Origin of the sequence: Paenibacillus ginsengihumi DSM 21568 (assembly GCF_000380965.1) — a bacterium.
Taxonomy (GTDB): domain Bacteria; phylum Bacillota; class Bacilli; order Paenibacillales; family NBRC-103111; genus Paenibacillus_G; species Paenibacillus_G ginsengihumi.
In genome coordinates this window covers 59764-79892 of record NZ_KB905554.1, presented here as the reverse complement: position 1 = coordinate 79892, position 20129 = coordinate 59764, and the positions used below count along the sequence as shown (strand labels likewise).

Annotated in this window: 12 protein-coding genes; 4 read left to right on the top strand and 8 right to left on the bottom strand. The window is 58.7% G+C overall.

The window, feature by feature from the left end; genetic code table 11:
* Positions 1 to 27: 27 nt before the first annotated feature.
* Positions 28 to 930 (bottom strand): carbohydrate ABC transporter permease, encoded by a 903-nt coding sequence (locus F591_RS0105775; protein WP_040741146.1) that lies wholly within the window; start codon positions 928 to 930, stop codon positions 28 to 30.
* A 297-nt stretch (positions 931 to 1227) separates the two neighbouring features.
* Here F591_RS0105775 and F591_RS0105770 point away from each other — a divergent pair, with 297 nt between their 5' ends.
* Both F591_RS0105770 and F591_RS0105765 read left to right on the top strand, forming a co-directional pair.
* Positions 1228 to 2946 (top strand): cache domain-containing sensor histidine kinase, encoded by a 1719-nt coding sequence (locus tag F591_RS0105770; protein WP_245580984.1) that lies wholly within the window; start codon positions 1228 to 1230, stop codon positions 2944 to 2946.
* Positions 2927 to 4552: a response regulator transcription factor gene (locus F591_RS0105765; protein WP_019533639.1), complete on the top strand. Its 1626-nt coding sequence runs from the start codon at positions 2927 to 2929 to the stop codon at positions 4550 to 4552. Before F591_RS0105770 ends, F591_RS0105765 begins: the two co-directional genes overlap by 20 nt.
* Positions 4553 to 4691: 139 nt before the next feature.
* Here F591_RS0105765 and F591_RS0105760 read toward each other — a convergent pair whose 3' ends face one another.
* The 6 genes from F591_RS0105760 to yicI all read right to left on the bottom strand — a co-directional run bounded on the left by F591_RS0105760 (position 4692) and on the right by yicI (position 14205).
* Positions 4692 to 6365, bottom strand: coding sequence for an ABC transporter substrate-binding protein (locus F591_RS0105760; protein WP_019533638.1), 1674 nt, complete (start codon positions 6363 to 6365; stop codon positions 4692 to 4694).
* Between the two features lie 71 nt (positions 6366 to 6436).
* Entirely contained in the window at positions 6437 to 7345 is a 909-nt protein-coding gene (locus F591_RS0105755) for a carbohydrate ABC transporter permease (RefSeq protein ID WP_019533637.1), read from the bottom strand.
* Positions 7346 to 7361: 16 nt separating this feature from the next.
* Positions 7362 to 8279, bottom strand: coding sequence for an ABC transporter permease (locus F591_RS0105750; RefSeq protein WP_245580986.1), 918 nt, complete (start codon positions 8277 to 8279; stop codon positions 7362 to 7364).
* 145 nt (positions 8280 to 8424) lie between these two features.
* On the bottom strand, positions 8425 to 9987 hold the full coding sequence (locus F591_RS0105745) for a response regulator transcription factor (RefSeq protein WP_019533635.1): 1563 nt from the start codon (positions 9985 to 9987) through the stop codon (positions 8425 to 8427).
* Positions 9984 to 11771 (bottom strand): cache domain-containing sensor histidine kinase, encoded by a 1788-nt coding sequence (locus tag F591_RS0105740; protein WP_019533634.1) that lies wholly within the window; start codon positions 11769 to 11771, stop codon positions 9984 to 9986. The genes F591_RS0105745 and F591_RS0105740 overlap by 4 nt, the downstream gene beginning before the upstream one ends.
* 106 nt (positions 11772 to 11877) lie before the next feature.
* Positions 11878 to 14205, bottom strand: a complete 2328-nt coding sequence (yicI, locus tag F591_RS0105735; protein ID WP_019533633.1) for an alpha-xylosidase — start codon at positions 14203 to 14205, stop codon at positions 11878 to 11880.
* Positions 14206 to 14361: 156 nt separating this feature from the next.
* Between yicI and F591_RS0105730 the strand changes: the two genes are divergently transcribed.
* A complete protein-coding gene (locus F591_RS0105730; protein WP_019533632.1) occupies positions 14362 to 15270 on the top strand; it encodes an AraC family transcriptional regulator in 909 nt (302 codons plus the stop codon).
* On the opposite strand, the gene F591_RS0105725 is transcribed toward F591_RS0105730, so the two are convergent.
* A complete protein-coding gene (locus F591_RS0105725) occupies positions 15267 to 18056 on the bottom strand; it encodes a calcium-translocating P-type ATPase, SERCA-type (protein WP_019533631.1) in 2790 nt (929 codons plus the stop codon). The two genes, F591_RS0105730 and F591_RS0105725, sit on opposite strands and share 4 nt — an antisense overlap.
* A gap of 230 nt (positions 18057 to 18286) precedes the next feature.
* Here F591_RS0105725 and F591_RS0105720 point away from each other — a divergent pair, with 230 nt between their 5' ends.
* Positions 18287 to 20062, top strand: a complete 1776-nt coding sequence (locus F591_RS0105720) for an Rqc2 family fibronectin-binding protein (protein WP_019533630.1) — start codon at positions 18287 to 18289, stop codon at positions 20060 to 20062.
* The last annotated feature ends 67 nt before the right edge of the window (positions 20063 to 20129 follow it).

Here is a 20129-nt window from a genome sequence, read left to right as displayed (position 1 = left end):
TTTGGCTTTAGCTTTGACTTTAGCCATTTAAGCTTCGACCTCCTTGTTCTTCGTCAGACGAACCTGAATAAGCGTGATGATCGATACGACGACGAAGAAGATGAGCGCCTTGGCCGTGCCGAGCCCGTACCGGTTGTTCAGGAAAGCCTCGTTGTATACGTTCATCGCCAGCGATTCCGTCGAACGGAAGGGCCCGCCTTTGGTCAGCGACAGATTCAGGTCGAACATTTTGAACGACCAGGAAATGGCCAGGAACAGACAGATCGTTACCGCCGGCATGATCAGAGGTACAATGATGCTTGTAAGCATTTGAAAACGGCTCGCTCCGTCGATCTCGGCAGCCTCCAGCACTTCCTTCGACACATTGTTGATCGAGGCGATATAAATCACCATCAAATAGCCCGAGGAATGCCACACAAAGACGAGAATGATAGCCCAGAAGCCGGTGATCTCGTCCCCCAGCCAGGGCAGCTGGAAGAAGGCAAGCCCCGTCACCTCGCCCAAGGTGGCGAAGCCTTTGATAAAAATAAACTGAAAAATAAATCCGAGCAGCAGGCCGCCGATCACGTTCGGCATAAAGAAGATCGTCCGCAGCCAGTTGCGCCCCTTAATATTTTTGGTCAGGAAATAAGCCAGGAAAAAGCCGACCAGGTTCGTTAACACGACGCCGACCGCCGTAAACCGGGCCGTGAACCAGAAGGAATCCGCGAAAGCGCGGTCATCCGTGAAAATCCGCTTGAAATTGTCGAGCCCGACCCATGTCACCGTGCCCGATACGCCGTTCCAGTCGGTAAAGGAGTAGTACATCCCCATCGCAAAAGGAACGATGATCGTAACGGCGAAAAACAGCAGAGCGGGACCGACATAAACCGTTTGCTGCAGCAAAGAAGACGCTCTTCTTCTATTCACCCGATCCCCTCCATTCTCCATTATTTCTCTCGCAGCCGCCGATGATCGTCGAGCCGTTCCGTCATCGGCCGTCATCCCCGGTTGCCAGACATTGCTTGCGATCATCACCAATGATCAGGATAGTTCCATTATGCTAATATTAGAGACTGGGGACTACCATCGGATGTGAACGAAATGGTATAGAAAATTGATCGGCGGGTGAAACGGTTGCTAAATTGGAACAGCATACGCACCAAATTGATGGCTTTAATGATCTTGGCTGCCATCGTACCTACCACGTTCTCGATGATCATCAGCTATAGGATCACAACGAATTCCGTGAAGGAGCGTGCGGTGGTCGAAAATATGAACCTCCTCTATCAGGGACGGGTCAACCTGGAGAACGATCTGGAGGAGCTGAACCGCAATTCGCTGACCGTATACTCGGACCCGGAATTTTTCCGCAGCCTGCATTACAGCCACCAAAATATTAATGCCAGCGGCAGGCAATCGGCCACCTTGCAGTCCATCCATCACGCCATGAGCGGGACCAGGCAGGTCTATCTGTACGTGGACGGCCAGATGGAGGCCACCCTGTTCGCGCAGGATATCGCCCGCCGCACAAGCGATGTCGAGCTTTACCATGAAATCCCCGACCTCGGGGAGCGGGCACTCTATATCCAGCCTCCGCATCCCGTGCACACCTACGGCTTCCAGCTGGCGTATCCGTACCAGAGCGACCGGAAGGTCTTTACGCTGTACAGGGCCATTCAGCGCGTGCCCGACGCCGAACGGCTCGGTCTGCTGGCGATCGATCTGGACCTGACTTTTTTCAGCCGGATCGGCAACCAGCTGTTCCAGCCCGAGCACGAGCGTCTCTATATTTTGGGCGAGGAAGGGCATGTGATGTTTGCCGGAGACGACCGCCTGATCGGCCAGCCTATCCAGGAGGACTGGTACAGCCGCATCAAGGAGTCCGGCGAAGCGTCGGGGCATTTTGAACAAGGCGGCAACATTTACCTGTACAATACGATTCACACAGCGATCAGCCATTGGACGATGGTGAAAGAAATCCCTTCCTCCTACCTGCTCGGCAGCGCGGAAAAAGCGGCGTTTATCAATATTTTGTTATTGGCGGTATCCTTGCTGGTCATCATCGCCGCCACCGTCTGGATATCCATTCACATTACGGCGCCGATCCGGGAGCTTGTCGGGCTGATGAGCCAGGTCAAAAGCGGGCGCATGACCGTGGACATCTCCTCGGAGCGCAAGGACGAGATCGGCATATTGCACCGCCGGTTCGGCAGCATGATGGATACGATCAACAATCTGATTTTGCGGGAATACAAGCTGAAGCTCGCAAGCCGGACCAATCAGCTTCGCGCCCTGCAGGCCCAGGTCAATCCGCACTTCATGAACAATGCGCTGCAGACGATCGGGACGCTGGCGCTCGAGCACAATATGAAGCGGATTTATTCGCTGATCTCCGCCCTGGCCCGGATGATGCGCTACAGCATGTACAATACGGGCAAGCCGGTGCCGCTGGCTGCCGAGCTGGACCATATCAAGGATTATATAGAGTTGCAAAAAGAAAGATTTGAGAATCAGTTTGACTTCCGCTACGATGTGGATGAGTCGACTTTGCCCGTGGCCATCCCGAAAATGCTCATTCATCCGCTGGTTGAAAACTACTTCAAGCACGGAATGAATCCGCTGGCGGAAGACAATTATCTCTCGATCCGCAGCCGGCGCGTATCCGCGGACATTATCCAGATTATCGTCGAGGACAACGGCAGCGGCATGCCGGAAGACAAGCTTGCTGCACTCAAGGAGCATATGCTCCGGATGGAGCAGCCGGAGCAGGAGCCGCTTCCGGCATCGGCCGAGGACGAGCAGCCCTTCGGAAGCGGGATCGGGCTCGTCAATATTATGACCCGGCTAAAGCTCTACTACCGGGGCAAGTCCAATTTCAGCATGGACAACATTCAGCCGCACGGCTTCCGTGTTATGCTGACCATCAATGTGGAAGGTGAACCAGATGAAGGCGTTGATCGTTGATGACGAGAGCCGGGTCCGCAAAGCGGTCAGGCTGCTCGTCCATTGGGAAGAACACGGCATCACCGATATCCGGGAAGCGGCCAACGGAATGGAGGCGATCGAGCTGATCCGGCAGGACCCGCCGCACCTGGTGCTGATGGATATGCTGATGCCCTTGAAAAACGGCCTGGACTTGATGCAGTGGATTCACGACCATCATCCCGGCATCAAATTTATTGTGATCAGCGGGCATGACGACTTCGAATTTGTGCGCAATACGATCTGGTACAGCGGCACCGATTACATTCTGAAGCCGATCGACGAGGCCGTCATCAATCAGGCGGTCGGCAAGGCGGCCGCCGCCTGGCAGGCGGAAGAGCGGGAGCGCGCCGCCTCCCGGCAGCAGCATGTCCAGGTGAACGAGTATCGCCCGGTCTATTCGCAGAAGCTGCTCACCAGCCTGATCGACGACCCCGGCGCCCGTTCCCAGGCCGCAAGGCGATTGAGGGATGAACGGATCGTTCCGGAGCAGACCGGCGAAATCCGGCTGGCCGTGCTGCAGATCGATCCGGCGGATTCGGGACTGCACGAACGGTTCGGCCATCATCTGGATTTGCTGATGTTCGCGCTTCTGAACATCTGCAACGAATTTTTGCAGAGGGACCGCTGCGGCGTTGCATTCCGGTATTTTGGCGCTCTGCACAAGATCGTTATTCTCGTCTGGCAGCAGCCGGACAAGCTGCCGGTCCGTCTGCAGGAGATCAACGGCGGCATCCATCAGACGCTGGGGCGATACATGCACTTCGGAATCAGCCGGGCCGGCCGCTACCCTGCGGACATGCCGGAGCTGTTCGCGCAAAGCGTGGCCTGCCTGAGGACGCGCGATTTGACCGTGCTTAATCATTTCATCCATGACGGCGAAGCGGGGAGAAGCGAAAGCGGGGGAGTGCAGTTTAACCAATATGAGGACAAGTGGAAGCTCGCCATCCTCAGCGGCCAGCCGAATCTTATCGCAGAGGCGGTCGGCGAGTGGGTCGCGGCCATACGCCAAAGCGGCGCCGTCACTCCGGAGCTGCTGGACCGCTGGGACCGGGATATCGAGCGCTGCTTCATTCTCATTATTCACGAGGCGGCCCACCCTTCCCCGGAAGCCTTGTTAAAGGCGCATAAAGCGGGAAGCGCGGCCATCCAGCGGCCCAGCCCGGACAAATATATGTTCTCTTACGCCGAGTGGCAGCAGTATTGGGAAGCATCGGCCCGGCGCCTGGCTGACGCGCTGCAGTCCCTGAAGCAGACCGGCCAGGACCTGATTCACGACATCACCGTATATATTGAGCAGAACTATCAGAACGAATTGACGCTGTATGACATCGCCAACCGGTTTCACATAAGCCGGGAATACATTTCCCGCAAGTTCAAGCAGCGGCACCAAACGAACATTCCGGAATATATCAACCGCATCCGCATATCCAGGGCGAAAATACTGCTGCAAAATCCCGGCCTGAAAATGGCGGCCGTCGCGGAAATGGTCGGGTTCAAGAACGAAAAATATTTCAGTCTCGTATTCAAGAAGCTGGAGGGCATCTCGCCCAAGGAATTCCGCAAGCTGCACGGCAAGGAAGGATAGCGAATAGCGAATACCGTTTGCGCGGCGGCGCGGTGAACCTCGTTGAACGCCGGCATCGCTCGCCGCTTTAGAACGCGCGTTCCCGCTCCCCGGCGTCCGGGAGCGCTGTCGCCGGGGAGCCTTACGCAGCATCCTATGCTCAGCCGTTCCACAGCTTCACGCGCTGGCGGACGATCTCCGAGTATTCCTGCTCCATCTTCTCCGCGCCCGCCTCGTTCAGCTCTTGAATAAAACGGTCGTAGAGCTGGTCGAACTTCGCCGGGTCCGCAAGGATGATTTCCGGAATGCGCTTGCGGGTAATTTCCTCCACTTTCTTGTACGTAATATTGACGTTCGAATCGGCCGGCACCGGGATGTTGTACGCGGCGCCCCACGGCTTTTCTTCGAATTGATCGGCTTTCGGCCACAAATCTTTCCACATTTCCACGCCGTACGCCTTGAGCGTCGCTTTCGCCGACGGCGTGTAATTTTCCTTGATCTGCTCAGGGTAGTTCGTTGTAAAATAGTTGCCGGTCGAATCCTTTACGCCGTCGCCGTAGCGCGCCGACAAGCTGTAATAGAGCCCGATGCCCGTTTCCTTGGTAAAGTTGGCGCTGTCGTTGATTTTCCGCTCCTGAATGTCCTCCGGAATGACACGTTTGCCATCCACGACATGGTAGTGCTCGCCTTCGATTCCCCAGTTGTTCAAAATTTGCCCTTCCTCGGAAGCCAAATAATCCAGGAAGCGGATGATGCGAACCGGGTCCTTCGCCGATGTGGTGATGCCTACACCCCAGCCGGCCGCGTAACCTGCGCTTTGGAAGGAGGCATCCTTCGTCGTTTCGTCCAGCTGAATCGGGAATCGCGCATAGGTGCGGTTCTCCTTGCCGGCCTTCCGCAGCGCGTTGGTCGCGTTGCCGAATCCCCAATCGGCGTCGATGAGGCCGAGGACGCGGCCTGAAGAAATTTTGGCTTCGTATTGGTCTGTTTTTTGCACGAAAGCTTCTTTATCCAGCAGGCCGATATCGTTCATATGATTCAGCCAGCGGAAATAATCTTTTTCTTCGGGGCGCTTGTAATGCAGCTTCGCTTCATACGTTTTCGGATCGATATAATATTCGCCGTCATCCGACGCTCCCGTAGCGATAAACGCCGGATTCGTGACGGAAATCATAATTCTCCAGCCGTCCGCGTTCAGCGTGAGCGGGATGGTCGGCTGGCCGTCAATCACAGGATGGTTCTCATAGTATTGTTTCAGCGCATTTTCATAATCCTTGACCGTTTTGAGCTGCGGATAGCCCAGCTCCTTCAGCACCTCGTGCTGGATTTGGAACGTGCCGCCGGCATCGAAGGGCTCGTGGCCAACCGCATTCAGCGTAGGCAGCACATAGATCGCCTCGTCCTCGTTGCTCCACTTCAACCGGTTCATATATTCGCCGTAAACCTTCTTCAGATTGGGCGCATGCTGCTCGATCAGCTCGGTCAAGTCGATAAAGGCACCCGCATCCACGAACAGGTTCGCATCGCCTTTGGCGAACACGAGATCCGGATATTCGCCGCTGGCTACCATCAGCGGCAGCTTCTGGTTGGAGTTGTCGACGGCGAATTCGGCCTTGACCGATACGCCGGTCTTTTCCGTCAGTTTCCTGCCGACCGCATCCTGCATGTTGTTCCAGTTCGGGCTCGGGTCAGCGCTGTAGAACGAGATGGTCATCACCTCCTGCGAGTTCCCTTGCCCCTGGCCGGCGCCGCCGTCGTCGCTGCAGGCGGCAAGCGCCAGCGCGGACAGCAGCGACACAGACCGCAGCAGCGAAATCCTTTTCTTGCGTTTCATCGCTTTTACCTCCTCGGCAAATGAGATGTGTACCGACGCCCGGCCCTGTTCATATCGCTTAGGGCGCGGCTTTAGCTTTTGACGGCTCCAAGCGTCATCCCCTTCACAAAATAGCGCTGCAGGAACGGATAGACGAGCAGGATGGGGACCGTAACGACCATCGTAATGGCCATCCGGATCGACTCAGGCGATACCTGCTTCACCACTTCGGCGATGTTCTGCCCCGATCCCAAGCTGCCGGTCTGGCTCTGCGTATTCTGAAGCACCTTCATCAGCTCGAATTGAAGCGTGGTCAAATGAGGCGACTGACCGTTATACAAATAGGTGTCAAACCAGGAGTTCCATTGGCCGACCGCCACAAACAGGGCGATGGTCGCCAGCACCGGCTTGCACAGCGGCACAATGATTTTGTAATAGATCATAAAATCGCCCGCCCCGTCCAGCTTCGCCGATTCCTGCAGCGAATAAGGCAGCCCGTCGATATAAGAGCGGATCACAAACACGTTGAACGCGCTGACCATGCCGGGAATGATATAGACCAAAAAGGAATTCATCATGTTCAAGTCGCGGATCAGAATAAATACCGGAATCAAGCCGCCCGAGAAATACATCGTCAAGGCCAAAAAGACGGACATGAATTTCCTTCCCTGGAAATCCGTGCGGCTGAGCACATAACCGAGCATCGTTCCGCTCAGCAGACCGAGAAAGGTGCCCGTTACCGTGCGGAGAACGCTAATTTTGGCGCCGGTCAGCAGGCTTTCGTATTGGAGAAGCTGAGCGTAGTTTTCCAGGGTGAATTCCCGCGGCCATATGTGAATCCCCCCTCGCACCGCATCCACGGAGTCGTTCAAGGATATCGCCAGAACATGTAGGAACGGGTATAAAGTAACAATCATAACGAGCGTCATGAAGGTATAGTTGACCAGATCGAACAACCGGTCCGAGAGCGAGGGCTTGAATGCCGCTTTTGCGCGAGCCATGCCGCTTCCCGCCTCCTCACATCATGGAATGCTTCGTAAATTTTTTGAACAGGCCGTTAGCCGCCAGCAGCAAAATAATGCTTACGATGGAGTTGAACATGCCGATCGCCGTGCCGAAGGAGAACCGTCCCATGCCGAGGCCGTAGTTCAGCGCGTACAGATCGAGCACCTCCGAATAATCGACGACCAGCGGATTGCCGAGCAGAAACTGCTTCTCGAAGCCGATGCTGATCAGATGGCCGATCGACATAATGAGCAGGATGGCGATGGTCGGGGCAATGCTCGGCAGCGTAATATGCCAAATCTGCTGGAGCCGGCTGGCGCCGTCCACCTTGGCGGCGTCGAACTGCTCCTGGTCGATGCCCGCAATCGCCGCGAGGTATATAATCGCGTTCCAGCCCATCTCCTTCCACAGGTCCGAGCCTGTGACGATGTACCAGAACCAGCTGCCCCGGGCCATGAACTGGATCGGCTGATCGATGATGCCCAGCGCCATCAGCAATTGATTGACAGCGCCTCCGTCGACGGACAGCATTTTGCTGACGATTCCCGCTACGACGACCCAGGATACGAAGTGCGGGAGATAAGAAACCGTCTGAACCGTTCGTCTGAATGCGCTTCCACGCAGCTCGTTCAGCAGCACGGCGAATGCAATCGGAACGGTAAATCCGACGACCAGACCCATCAGACTCATCGCCAGTGTGTTGCGCAGCACCAGATAAAACTTCTCGTCCGTGAACAGGGCGACGAAGTGATCGAGACCGACCCATTGCTGCTCGAAAATCCCTTTTCCCGGCCTGTAATTTTGGAATGCCATCAACCATCCCCATACCGGCAAATAGTTAAAAATAAACACAACGACGATGAAGGGCAGCGACATGGCGTACAATGTTTTCTGCTCCTTGAAGATGGTCCAGAAGCTTTTCTTGCGCATGGCGGCAGGCCGGGATTCGCTCCTCGTGGCTGTTACCGTTTTCAAAAAGTCCCCTCCTTTCCCGGATATCTTGATCATAAACGAAGCGGGAGGCGGGAAATACCCGAAGGATTTCGCCAAAAATCATATAGAAATTAGACATTGCCTACGGCTGCGGCTCCTTGCGGTAATGCGACGGCGAGGTGCCGACATATTTTTTGAACTTGCTGTGAAAATAGTCCACATTGGCGTAGCCTACCTTCTCGGCGACCTGGTACACTTTCATGCCCTGCTTGAGCAGCTGCTTCGCTTTGGAGATTCTCACCTTGTCCAGATAGGTGTTGAAATATTCCCCTGTCGCATTTTTAAACATTTTGCCCAAATAGGCGCTGCTGTAGTTAAACACCGATGCGAGCGTCTCCAGCTTCAGGTTGTCGCTGTAGTTTCGGTGAATGAGCTCCACAATCCGCTTCATGTCCTGATCATGTCCGCCCTTGCCGGCCGCTGGCGACAGCTCCTCCAGGCAATAGGCGCAATGGCGGCACAGCTGCTCGGCGGTGCGCTGCCGGTATATGGCTGCAAGGCGATCCGAATAATGGGTGGCGCGAGCCCCAAGCTCCGCATCATGGAGCGCCAGCTTGTGATAGATGGCTGCCAGAAGCTCCGCAAACGCCTGCTTCATCCTCTCTTCCGTATAACCGTCCCGCGCCATGGCGCAAGCGGCGGAGCGGATCAGCTTCCGCTGCGCCTCCTTGCTGGCCGTATCTACGGCATAGTAGAGCTGCCTCATATACCGCTCCGCGCAGTAGCTTTGCTCTTCTTCCGCGGCGTGAGCGGCATCGCTGGCGAACCGGACCGAGAAGGACGACAGCAGCTCCGCCTCCGGATAGAAGAAGCGGCTGCGCAGCAAGTCCTCGGCGGTGCGGCACGACAGCGCAATGTCCTCCAGCCTGCGCACCGGCTCGCCGGCCGCCGCCCGGAAGGCGGTGTCGGCCTGCTTCGCCGCCTTCTCGATAAGGCGGTACATCGCAGCGCAGGCGAATCCCGTCCTGAGCGGCTGCGGCAGCAGCATGCCGACATAGGAGCGGTACGTAAACACCGCCCCGCCTCCCTGCTCCTCAACCGCTTCGCCCAGCGCCCGCTTCAGCCGCCCGTCCGCAGCCGCCGGCCCGTCCGGCGATTCCTGCCCCAGGACATCAATCAGCAGCACTTGATAACGCTCCCAGTTCAGCCCCAGGCGGGCCGCTTGCTCCAGCATCGCCGCATCGATAGCCGCTTCCTCCGCTAGAAGCGACTGGATCAGCAGCTCCCGGGTCACCTCCGCCGCCTTCCTCCCGACGTCCCTTAGCCACTCCTGCTCGATCGCCTCCTTGATCGCGACCAAATGTCCGGCAAGCTCCGCTTCATCCACCGGCTTCAGCAAATATCCGTCAACCCGCTGGGAGATCGCCTTGCGGGCGTAGTCGAACTCGGCATAACCGCTCAAAATCAGCAGATGAATGCGGGAATCCACCGCCCGGACCGCTTCGATCAGCGCCAGCCCGTCCATCCCGGGCATGCGGATATCGACCAGCATCAGAGCGGGCCTGTGAAGCCGGTGCTTCTCCAGCGCCTCCTGTCCGTTAGCGGCCGTATCCGCAACCCGGTAGCCAAGCTCGTTCCACGGGACGATGCTTTTCAGCCCTTCGCGCAATTTAGGCTCGTCGTCCACGATCAGCACGTCGATCATCGCTTTATCCCCCTTAGCGGTATGCAAAAATGTATGCGGGTTCCTCTGTTCCGCTCGCTCTCGATGCGCAGGCCGGCTTCCCGGCCGTAGGTCAGCTGCAGCCTGACATGCACGTTTTTGAGGCCGACCCGCTCCCCTTCCTGTTCTTCCTCGGCCTCCAACAATGCGCGAATCGCCGCGAGCCTGCCCGGTTCGATGCCGACCCCGTCGTCTTCCACGGATATCCGGACGCTGCCGTCCGCCGCAGTTACCTTGACGCTGACCGTCGTCCCGCCCTGCTTCTGGTCCATCCCGTGAATGACCGCATTTTCCACAAGCGGTTGAATGATCAGCGGCGGGATTCGGACCGCGGCAGCTTCGGCGTCAGCCTGAACCGCGAATGCGAGGCGCTCCTCGTAGCGGAACTTCTGAATATCGAGATAGCATAACACCATGTCGAGCTCTTCCCGGATCGTCGTCATTCCACTGCCTACCTCCAAATTGCTGCGCATCAGCTTCCCGAGCAGGCGGACGACTCTGGCAATTTCGGCCTCGCCCTTGATATGGGCTTCCATTCGGATGGACTCCAGCGCGTTGAACAGAAAGTGGGGATTGATCTGGCTGGCCATCATTTTAAACTTGATTTCGCTTTGCTTCTGCTCCAGCAGCCTCTTCTGCCGGTTGGATTCCTGCACCTTCCGCATCAGCTCGTTAATGCTCGCGACCATGGCATTGAATTGGCGCGCCAGCTGCCCGATCTCATCGTTGCCGTCGATCTCCATCGCGACCCCGAGATTGCCCGTGCCGACCTTGGTGATATGCTTGCTCAGCCGCAGCAGCCGGTTGGAAATCAGGTGCGAAAAGCCGTAAATCAGCAGCAGCGCAAGCAGCAGGCTGACGAGGATGACGGTCATGGCAAGCCGGTTAATCCGATTGGCCTCCTGGACAATGCTCTCGATGCCGAAGATGGAAATAATCCGCAGGCCGTTCGCCCCCGGCTCCGTGCTCAGCGGTTCGATCAGCACCTTGGAAGCCTTGTTGTTAATGACCGATTCGTAGCTCCCTTTCGGATTGTAGATGACGCCGCGCTCATCCTGAATTTCCGCCAGCGATTTTCCGTACAGTTCCGGAAGATTGGAGGCGACAATATGGTTTTTGCCGTCGACGATGAACGTATCGAACGCCTCCTGCGTCAAAATCGTGTTCAGCATGTCGGCATTCACGTTGATCACCAGCACCCCCCGGTTGTCCTTGCTCCCGAGATCGACGCCCCTGATCAGACTGAGGTATTGCCGCTGATCCCGCTCATCGGTGATATAGTCCCATTGAATGAGGCCAATGCGGCTTCTGGCGTTGATGTACCAATCCGCCTGCTCGATCTCCGGGCTGGGATGAATAAACTGCCAGTTGTTCAGCATCGTCTCGTTATCGCTGTAGAAGCGGATGTTCGCAATTTCTTTGTACATCTGCACCGCCTGCTGCAAATCGGGATATCCCCTGTAAGCGACGAACACGTCGTAAACGCTCTCATATCGGCGGTTAACGACATTTTTGAGCCTTTGATCGTAGGACAGCCGGTAGGACAAATCATCCGCCACATTGATGGTTTCGGTTACCCGCTTTTTGACCCGCTCCACATTTTGGCAAGCTTGTTCCAGCGCGCTGTCGAAAGCGAATTTCCGCAGCTCGCTCGTCAGGAAAACGCCGACGATCGCCACAGGTACGAAGACGACGATCACAAAGGAAACGATCAATTTATTCCGGATTCTCATGTTATTCACAAGCCGAACGATAATGGATAGCATAGGCTGCCGCTCGCTCCTGTCCTGCAGATGGAACAAGCCCGGCGTCAGCTTCGCGCTGAATCCGGGCTGTTATCCTCCTGTTATGAACCCCGCTGTCACCCGGGCCCTAAGCTTTCACAATGACCGTAAAAGAAAATTCATGCCGGCCGACGGCGATCTTGACGGCTCCTTCCGCCAATTCGGCCCCCTCGCCCTGGACCGCTTCGATCTCCCCTGCGCCGTGCAGCTTCACGGAGAAAGGCTTGCCGACGCCCGCGCCGGTGAAGGCGATGCGGTTTCCGTCGCGGCTGGCGCGGACTACAAGCTCGCGGGCGCCCTCCATGCTGTGCAGCGCGGTCTCTGCCGCCTTGCCGTTCTCCAGCTCGTAGAGATGAAGCTCCGCGCCAGCCGCGTAATCGTAGTCCGGACGGCTGTCGCTTGTGCCAAGCGCCACGAAGGAGTTGCTGCGGACAAACAGCGGCAATCCCAGGAAGCCGTACGTTTCCTTGCGCCACGCCCCTCCATCCGCCGTCTCGCCGGTCAAGAGATGCGTCCAGCGCCCGTGCGGCAAGTAATACGTCACCTCGCCGCTTTCGCTGAATACCGGCGCCACGAGCAGCGAATCGCCGAGCATGTACTGGCGGTCGAGCATTTCAACGGCCGGGTCTCCCGGGAACTCCAGGAACATGGCGCGCATGCACGGAATGCCCCTCTCCGCGGCCTGAACCGCGGCGCTGAACAAATACGGCATCAGCCTGCATTTGAGCTTGGTGAAGAAGCGCGCGACGTCGACCGCCTCCTCGTCATAGGACCACGGCACCCGATAGGAGCTGCTGCCGTGCAGGCGGCTGTGGCTCGACAGCAGGCCGAAGGCCAGCCAGCGCTTGAAGACGTGCGCGGGCGCCGTATTTTCAAAGCCGCCGATATCGTGGCTCCAGAAGCCGAAGCCGCCCAGCCCCAGCGACAAGCCGCCGCGCAGGCTTTCCGCCATGGACTCGTAATCGGCGTAGCAATCGCCGCCCCAGTGGACCGGGAACTGCTGTCCGCCCACCGTGGCGGAACGGGCGAATACCGCGGCCTGCTTCGGCCCGAGCTTCTCCTCGAGCACGCCAAACACGACCTTGTTGTACAGCAGCGTGTAATAGTTGTGCATTTTATGCGGGTCGGAGCCGTCATAATAGACGACGTCGGTAGGGATTCGCTCGCCGAAGTCGGTTTTGAAGCTGTCGACCCCCATGTCGACCAGCTCGCGCAAGTACCCGGCAAACCATTCGCAGGCCGCCGGATTCGTGAAATCGACCAGCGCCATGCCCGGCTGCCACATGTTCCACTGCCATACGTCGCCGTTTTCTTTTTTGACCAGGTAGCCCCTGTCCTTGCCCTCCTCGAACAGGCGGGAACGCTGGGCGATGTACGGGTTGATCCATACGCAAATTTTCAGGCCTTTGTCCTTGAGACGCTTCAGCATCCCCTGCGGATCAGGGAACACCTCCTCGTCCCACTGAAAATCGGTCCAGTTCAGCCCTTTCATCCAGAAGCAGTCAAAATGGAATACGTGCAGCGGAATGTCCCGCTCCAGCATGCCGTCCACGAAGGAATTCACCGTTTGCTCATCGTACCGGGTAGTGAAGGAGGTGGAGAGCCACAAGCCGAAGCTCCAGGCCGGCGGCAGCGCCGGTCTTCCCGTCAAAGCCGTGTATTTGTCGAGCACGCCTTTCGGGTCGGGGCCGTCAATCACGAAGTATTCCAGCGATTCTCCCGGAACGCTGAACTGCACCTTCTTCACCTTCTCCGAAGCGACCTCGAAGGAGACGCGATCCGGCTGGTTGACAAATACGCCGTAGCCCTTGTTCGTGATGTAAAACGGAATGTTCTTGTAAGCCTGCTCCGAGCTGGTGCCCCCGTCTTTATTCCAGATGTCGACCGATTGGCCGTTCTTGACGAACGAAGTGAAGCGCTCGCCGAGCCCGTATACCCACTCGCCGACGCCGAGATCCAGCTCCTCGCGCATATAGGTCTGCCCGGTATGTTCCACGATATGAGCCATCGATTTGAAGCGGCTGCCCGTAAGGCGCTCCTGCCCGCGATAAAAATGAACCGACCACTGCGGGCCCTTCCGAATCGCCACGCTCAGATTGCCGCTGCGTAGCACCGCCTCGTGCTCGTTCTCCTCAATGACGACATGCTCCCCTTCGTTCTTGTTCAGCCGGAAGGCCGGCCCGCGGTCGCGAACGCCCGCGTAGTGGATCAGCTTCACTCCGATGACGTCCGGAGCCGGGGAATGAAACTGAACGGTGATCAGCTGCGCGTTGATCGTCGCGCCCCGTCCGGGAATCGGCGCCGTGGACGCGTAGGCGACCAGCGTGTGTCCCTTGACCGCACAATCGTACGCCTGAACCGCCCCTGCCACGGAAAACCCTTCGCGAATAAGCCAGTTGCCGTCGGTAAATTTCATGACAAAACCGTCCTCCCTTGATGCTTGATGCGTTATAATTGTCATTATACTGATCGATTTTAGGCATTTCTAACAATATCCGATTGCTTTATAGCACGATTTTGATGAAAATGAAGCCAAAGCTTCACCCATTCAAGCTGGAAGGGGAGAACGAGAATGGACCAGACACTGCGCCAATCGCTGCAGGAAAACCAGAAGCACGGAAGCGAGCGCTTTCCGTTCGCCGCTTACCGCTATCATTTCCCCCCCGGCGCCCATGTCGTCGATTCGCATTGGCATAAGGAGGCGGAACTGTTCTGCGTGCTGGAAGGCGAGGTGTTGTTTCAGATCGATACCGAGTTTTTTCCGCTGCGGGCCGGCGAGGCGATCTTTATCGACGGCGGCGAAGTCCACACAGGGCATGCCCTGGGGGAGCGGGGCTGCCGCTTTTGCGCGCTGGTGTTCGATCCCGCCATGCTCGCCAGCGCCCGGTACGATGCGGTGCAGGAGCAGCTGATTGTCTCGCTGCACAATAAAACGGCAACGCTGCCCCGCTGGATGCGGCCTGAGACGGACGCCCCGCTGCTGGCGCATATTTCCGCGATGATGGCTTTAAGCCGAGATACTCCTCCCGGATATGAAGCGGCGCTGAAAGGGCATCTCTACCTGATGCTGTACGAAGCGGGCGCGGCCGGCCGGCTGGAGAACCGCAGCCGGAGCGGCGCCGAGAATACCGTCCGGACGGAGCGGCTGAAGAAGGTGATCGCGCACATTCAACAACACTACCACCGGCCGATCCGGCTCGGCGAGCTGGCGGAGCTGATCCCGATGAGCGAGGGCCAGTTTTGCCGCTTTTTCAAGGCGATGACCGGGCAAACTCCGGTAGATTACATCAACTCCTACCGCGTCAGGCAGGCGGCGGAGCTACTGCGCCAGCCGGAGCATAAAATATCCGACATCGCGCTGGATGTCGGATTCGGGCATATCAGTTACTTTGTCCGCGTGTTCCGCAAAATCATGCTGTGCACCCCGTCGGAATACCGCAAGAAGCTGCGGCAGAGCCTGCGGGGCGCGAGGAGCGATTAACGCGCCGCCGGCCCGATCGGCTTCGGACCGGAGCCGTAGGACGCGCGCCGGCGCTTGCCTTGCGAGCCGCTCCATACGCTGCCGAGGCCCATCAGGAAGGTCGGTATCCCGGCGAAGACGAGCACGATAAGCCAGTCGTACAGGCCGAGCGGCACCGTTTTGAAAATCGGCTGCAACTGCTCCACATAGAGCGCCGGCAGCATCAAGAGCAGCGAGGACGCCACCGCCAGCACGAGCCACTTGTTCTGCAGCGGATTGCGGTGGAAGATCGAGCGGGAGCTGCGGCAGTCGAACACGTGAATGAGCTGGGCCAGGACGAGCGTGGCGAAGGCGACCGTTTGCGCTTTGGTCAGCGCCGCAGCGCTGCCGTCGCCTTGGCGGAGCGCGATCCAGAAGGCGGTCAGCGTGCACAGGCCGATCAGGATGCCGCGGCTAATAATTTTCCAGCCGAGCCGGCGGGCAAAAATGTTTTCCTTGGCCGGGCGCGGCTTCTGCTGCATCAGATCCTTCTCCGCCTGATCGACGCCGAGCGCCATGGCCGGCAGGCCGTCGGTCACCAGATTGACCCACAATATTTGGATTGGCACGAGCGGCAGCGGCATGCCGGCCATCATCGCCAGGAACATGGTCATGATCTCGCCGACGTTGGAGGCCAGCAAATAGCGGATGAATTTGCGGATATTCTCGTAGATGCCGCGGCCTTCCTCGATCGCAGCCACGATCGTGGCGAAGTTGTCGTCGCTGAGCACGAGCGCCGACGCCTCCTTGGAGACGTCCGTGCCGCTGATGCCCATGGCGATGCCGATATCGGCCGCCTTGATCGCCGGCGCGTCGTTGACGCCGTCCCCGGTCATGGCCACGACGTGGCCGCGCCGCTGCAGCGATTTGACGATGCGCAGCTTATGCTCGGGCGACACGCGGGCATACACGTACACGTTGTCCACCCGCTTGTCGAGCTCGTCGTCGTCCATCTGGCTCAGCTGCTGCCCGTTCAGCGCCAGCCCGTCCGGCGGCATGATGCCGAGCTGCGCGGCGATCGCCTCGGCGGTCGTCTGATGATCGCCGGTAATCATGACGGTCCGGATGCCGGCCCGCTTGCATCTCACAATCGCGTCCCGCACTTCCTTGCGCGGCGGGTCGATCATTCCGGTCAAGCCGACGAACACGAGCTGGCATTCGAGCTGCGGGTCGTCCAGTCGCTGCTCCGACGCCTTCAGCTCGCGGTAGGCGAGCCCGAGCACGCGCAGCGCGTTTTTGGCCATGCCCTCGTTCGCCGCCAGCACCTTTTGCTTCAGCGTCGGGGTGAAAGGAATGACCTTGTCGTCCCACAGCACGTAGGCGCACTGCTGCAGCAGCACGTCGGGCGCCCCCTTCGTCAGCAGCATGCGTCCGCCTGAATGCTCGACGACGACCGACATCCGCTTCCGCTCCGAATCGAACGGCAGCTCGCCGATGCGGCGGTACTGCGACTCCAGCGCTCCGGCGGTCAGCCCCGCCTTCGCGCCGAGCACGACGAGCGCCCCCTCGGTCGGATCGCCCTTGATGCTCCAGACCGAGCCGCCCTCGGCCTTTTTCTTCTTGCCTTCGGGCTTCTCCTCTTTGTGCAGCGCCGCGTTGTTGCAGAGCACGGAGATTTGCAGCAGCCGGCGCAGCATCTGATTGTTGCGGAGATCGGCCTGCACGCCGCCGCTCACAATCTCGCCGTACGGCTCGTACCCGTCCCCGCTCACCTCCAGCACCTGTCCGCCGAGCCACAGATGGGTGACGGTCATTTTGTTTTGCGTCAGCGTGCCGGTCTTGTCCGAACAGATGACCGAAGCGCAGCCGAGCGTCTCGACGGAAGGCAGCTTGCGCACGATCGCCTTGCGCTGGATCATGCGCTGCACGCCAAGCGCCAGCGCGATCGTGACGATGGCCGGCAGCCCTTCGGGAATGGCGGCGACGGCCAGGCTGACGCCGGCCAGAAACATGCCGTACGGCTCCTGCCCGTGCACGATGCCCGCGACCACGACCATCACCGTCAGCATCAGCGCGACGACGATCAAAATTTTCCCGAGCTGCTCCAGCCGGTGCTGAAGCGGCGTCTCCGTCGCCTCGGTATTTTGGATCAAATCGGCGATTTTCCCCATTTCCGTCTCCATGCCGGTGCGGACGACGACGCCTTTGGCCGTGCCGCGGGTGAGCAGCGTGCCCATAAAGCCCAAATTGCGCTGGTCGCCGAGCGGAACATCGTCGCCAGCCAGCGGCTCGGCCGATTTGGCGACGGGCACGGATTCTCCCGTAAGCGCCGACTCCTCGACATGGACGCCGAACGCCTCGATGAAGCGGATGTCGGCGGGAATGCGGTCGCCGCTCTCCAGCAGCACGATGTCGCCGGGGACGAGGCTTCTTGCCGGCACCAGCTCCGCCGCGCCGTCGCGCAGCACCTTGGCGCTCGGCGCCGACAGCTCCTTGAGCGCGCGCAGCGAACGCTCCGCCCGGAATTCCTGGACGAAGCCGAGAATGCCGTTCATGACAATGATGGCGATAATCGTGATGGCGTCGAGGTACTCGCCCAGCAGGCCGGAGATCAGCGTCGCCCCGACGAGCACCAGCACCATGAAATCTTTGAATTGGTTCAAAAACAGCGTAAGCGGCGATACGCGCTGCCCGTCGGCCAGCTCGTTCGGTCCGTGCGATTCGAGCCGTTTGCCCGCTTCTGCCGAAGTCAAACCTTTGGACGGATGGGTTCCGGTCGCTTCTAAAGCTGCTTCGGCCGAAAGCTGATACCACTTCTTCTGACTCATCGGTTTTTCTCCCTCCCAAAAGGTCGTCTAGGCTAAATGTATTCAGACAAGCCGGAAATTAGCACACAAGACTTGTCCCGGAAGCGACGAAGCGGCCTTTTTGCGGAAAAACTTAAACTTTCGGCGAAAATATGGCATGATAGTGGTTAGCGCCGCCGGGGAACGGTCTTGGGGCGCGCGTTGTTCAATAAATAATCTTGTGTATCGTATAGAAACGGAGTTGTTGATATATGGCATTTGACGGTTTGGTCGTGCACAGCCTGGTCCGGGAGCTGCAGGCGCTGGTTGGGGGAAGGATCGGCAAGGTGCATATGCCATCGGCAAACGATATTGTGCTCAATCTGCGCGCCGCGGGGGGCGGCGTCAAGCTGCTCTTGTCGGCCAACCCGACGTACCCGCGCGTTCACGTCACCGAGCAATCTTTTGTCAACCCGCTTGAGGCGCCGATGTTCTGCATGCTGCTGCGCAAGCACTGCGAGGGCGGCATCGTGGAGAGCATCACGCAGCCCGGGCTGGAGCGCATCGTCGTGATCCGGGTGCGGCAGCGCGACGAGCTCGGCGATCTCAGCACGAAATCGATCGTGATCGAAATTATGGGCCGGCACAGCAACATCATTTTGCTCGATCCGGCGAGCGGACAAATATTGGACGGCATTCACCATGTCACCCCTGCGGTCAGCAGCCATCGCGTCGTGCTGCCGGGAAGCGCCTATGTCGCCCCGCCGGAGCAGCACAAGCGCAACCCTCTCGAAACAGAGCGGGAAGCCTTCGTCAAGCTGCTCGGCGAGGCCGCGCCCGAAGGAGCGGCGGCTGCAGACTGGGAGCGGGCTATCGTCCGGCATTTCAGCGGCATCAGCCCGCTGGTCGCAAGGGAGATCGTATACCGCGCGGGAATCGGACAGCCCGTCGCCGCAGAGGCAGGCGGCGGCGCAGATGCGGCGGGCCGGCTGTGGGACAGCTTCCGGGACATCATGGAGCAGATTGCGCAAGGGAATGCGGAGCCGAATATATGCGAGCAGCCCGCCAGCGGCAAATCGTTCTTCTCCGTCGTCCGGCTGAGTCATCTGCAGGGCGAGCCGCGTTCGTACGCATCGGTCAGCGCCTGCCTGGAAGCTTATTACGGCGACAAGGCGGAGCGCGATACGGTCAAGCAGCGGGCTTCCGATATGATCCGGCTGCTGACGAACGAGCGAGTCAAAAATGTCAAAAAGCTGGAGAAGCTTCGCGAGACGCTGGAGGAGGCGGGAGAGGCGGACAAATACCGCGTCGCGGGAGAGCTGCTGACCGCTTCCATGCACCTGTTCGCCAAGGGCGACAAAGAGGTGGAAGTGATCGACTATTACGACGAGCAGCAGCGCACGGTGAAGCTCGCGCTCGATCCGCTGCTGACCCCGTCGGAAAACGCGCAAAAATATTTTAAGAAGTATGCGAAGCTGAAAAACAGCCTGTCCGTCGTCAAGGAGCAGATGAGCCAGGCCGAGGCGGAGATCGTCTACCTGGACAGCGTGCTGCAGCAGCTTGCGAGCGCCGGCATGGCGGATATCGAGGAGATTCGCGACGAGCTTATCGAGCAGGGCTATATGCGCAGCCGCGGCAAGAAGCTGCGCCGCAAAAAAACGGGCGGCAAGCCTTCGCTGGCCTGCTACACCTCTAGCGAAGGCATCCCGATCTACGTCGGCAAAAACAATACGCAGAACGAGTATTTGACGAACCGGCTGGCCCATCCCGGGGACACGTGGCTGCACACGAAGGATATTCCCGGCTCGCACGTCGTCATCCGCAGTCCGGAGTTCGGCGAGCCGACGCTAAGCGAGGCCGCGATGCTGGCCGCTTATTTCAGCCAGGCCAGGGAATCGAGCCGGGTGCCCGTCGATTATACGCGGATTCGCCACGTGCGCAAGCCGGGCGGAGCGAAGCCCGGGTTCGTCATCTACGACCATCAGAAGACGCTGTTCGTTACTCCGGACCCCGAGCTGATCAAGCGTCTGCCGGTCAGCCAGAAATAAACCGGGGGCGGCCAGCGAGCCATGAGCTACAATCTCGTCTCTAACGCCAGTGACGAACGCTATTTTG

Excerpts from the sequence above, each read along its gene's own strand:
- F591_RS0105775 (WP_040741146.1), bottom strand. The coding sequence starts at position 930 with ATGGAGAATGGAGGGGATCGGGTGAATAGAAGAAGAGCGTCTTCTTTG.
- F591_RS0105765 (WP_019533639.1), top strand. The coding sequence starts at position 2,927 with ATGAAGGCGTTGATCGTTGATGACGAGAGCCGGGTCCGCAAAGCGGTC.
- F591_RS0105760 (WP_019533638.1), bottom strand. The coding sequence starts at position 6,365 with ATGAAACGCAAGAAAAGGATTTCGCTGCTGCGGTCTGTGTCGCTGCTG.
- F591_RS0105755 (WP_019533637.1), bottom strand. The coding sequence starts at position 7,345 with ATGGCTCGCGCAAAAGCGGCATTCAAGCCCTCGCTCTCGGACCGGTTG.
- F591_RS0105750 (WP_245580986.1), bottom strand. The coding sequence starts at position 8,279 with ATGCGCAAGAAAAGCTTCTGGACCATCTTCAAGGAGCAGAAAACATTG.
- F591_RS0105745 (WP_019533635.1), bottom strand. The coding sequence starts at position 9,987 with ATGATCGACGTGCTGATCGTGGACGACGAGCCTAAATTGCGCGAAGGG.
- F591_RS0105740 (WP_019533634.1), bottom strand. The coding sequence starts at position 11,771 with ATGCTATCCATTATCGTTCGGCTTGTGAATAACATGAGAATCCGGAAT.
- yicI (WP_019533633.1), bottom strand. The coding sequence starts at position 14,205 with ATGAAATTTACCGACGGCAACTGGCTTATTCGCGAAGGGTTTTCCGTG.
- F591_RS0105730 (WP_019533632.1), top strand. The coding sequence starts at position 14,362 with ATGGACCAGACACTGCGCCAATCGCTGCAGGAAAACCAGAAGCACGGA.
- F591_RS0105725 (WP_019533631.1), bottom strand. The coding sequence starts at position 18,056 with ATGAGTCAGAAGAAGTGGTATCAGCTTTCGGCCGAAGCAGCTTTAGAA.
- F591_RS0105720 (WP_019533630.1), top strand. The coding sequence starts at position 18,287 with ATGGCATTTGACGGTTTGGTCGTGCACAGCCTGGTCCGGGAGCTGCAG.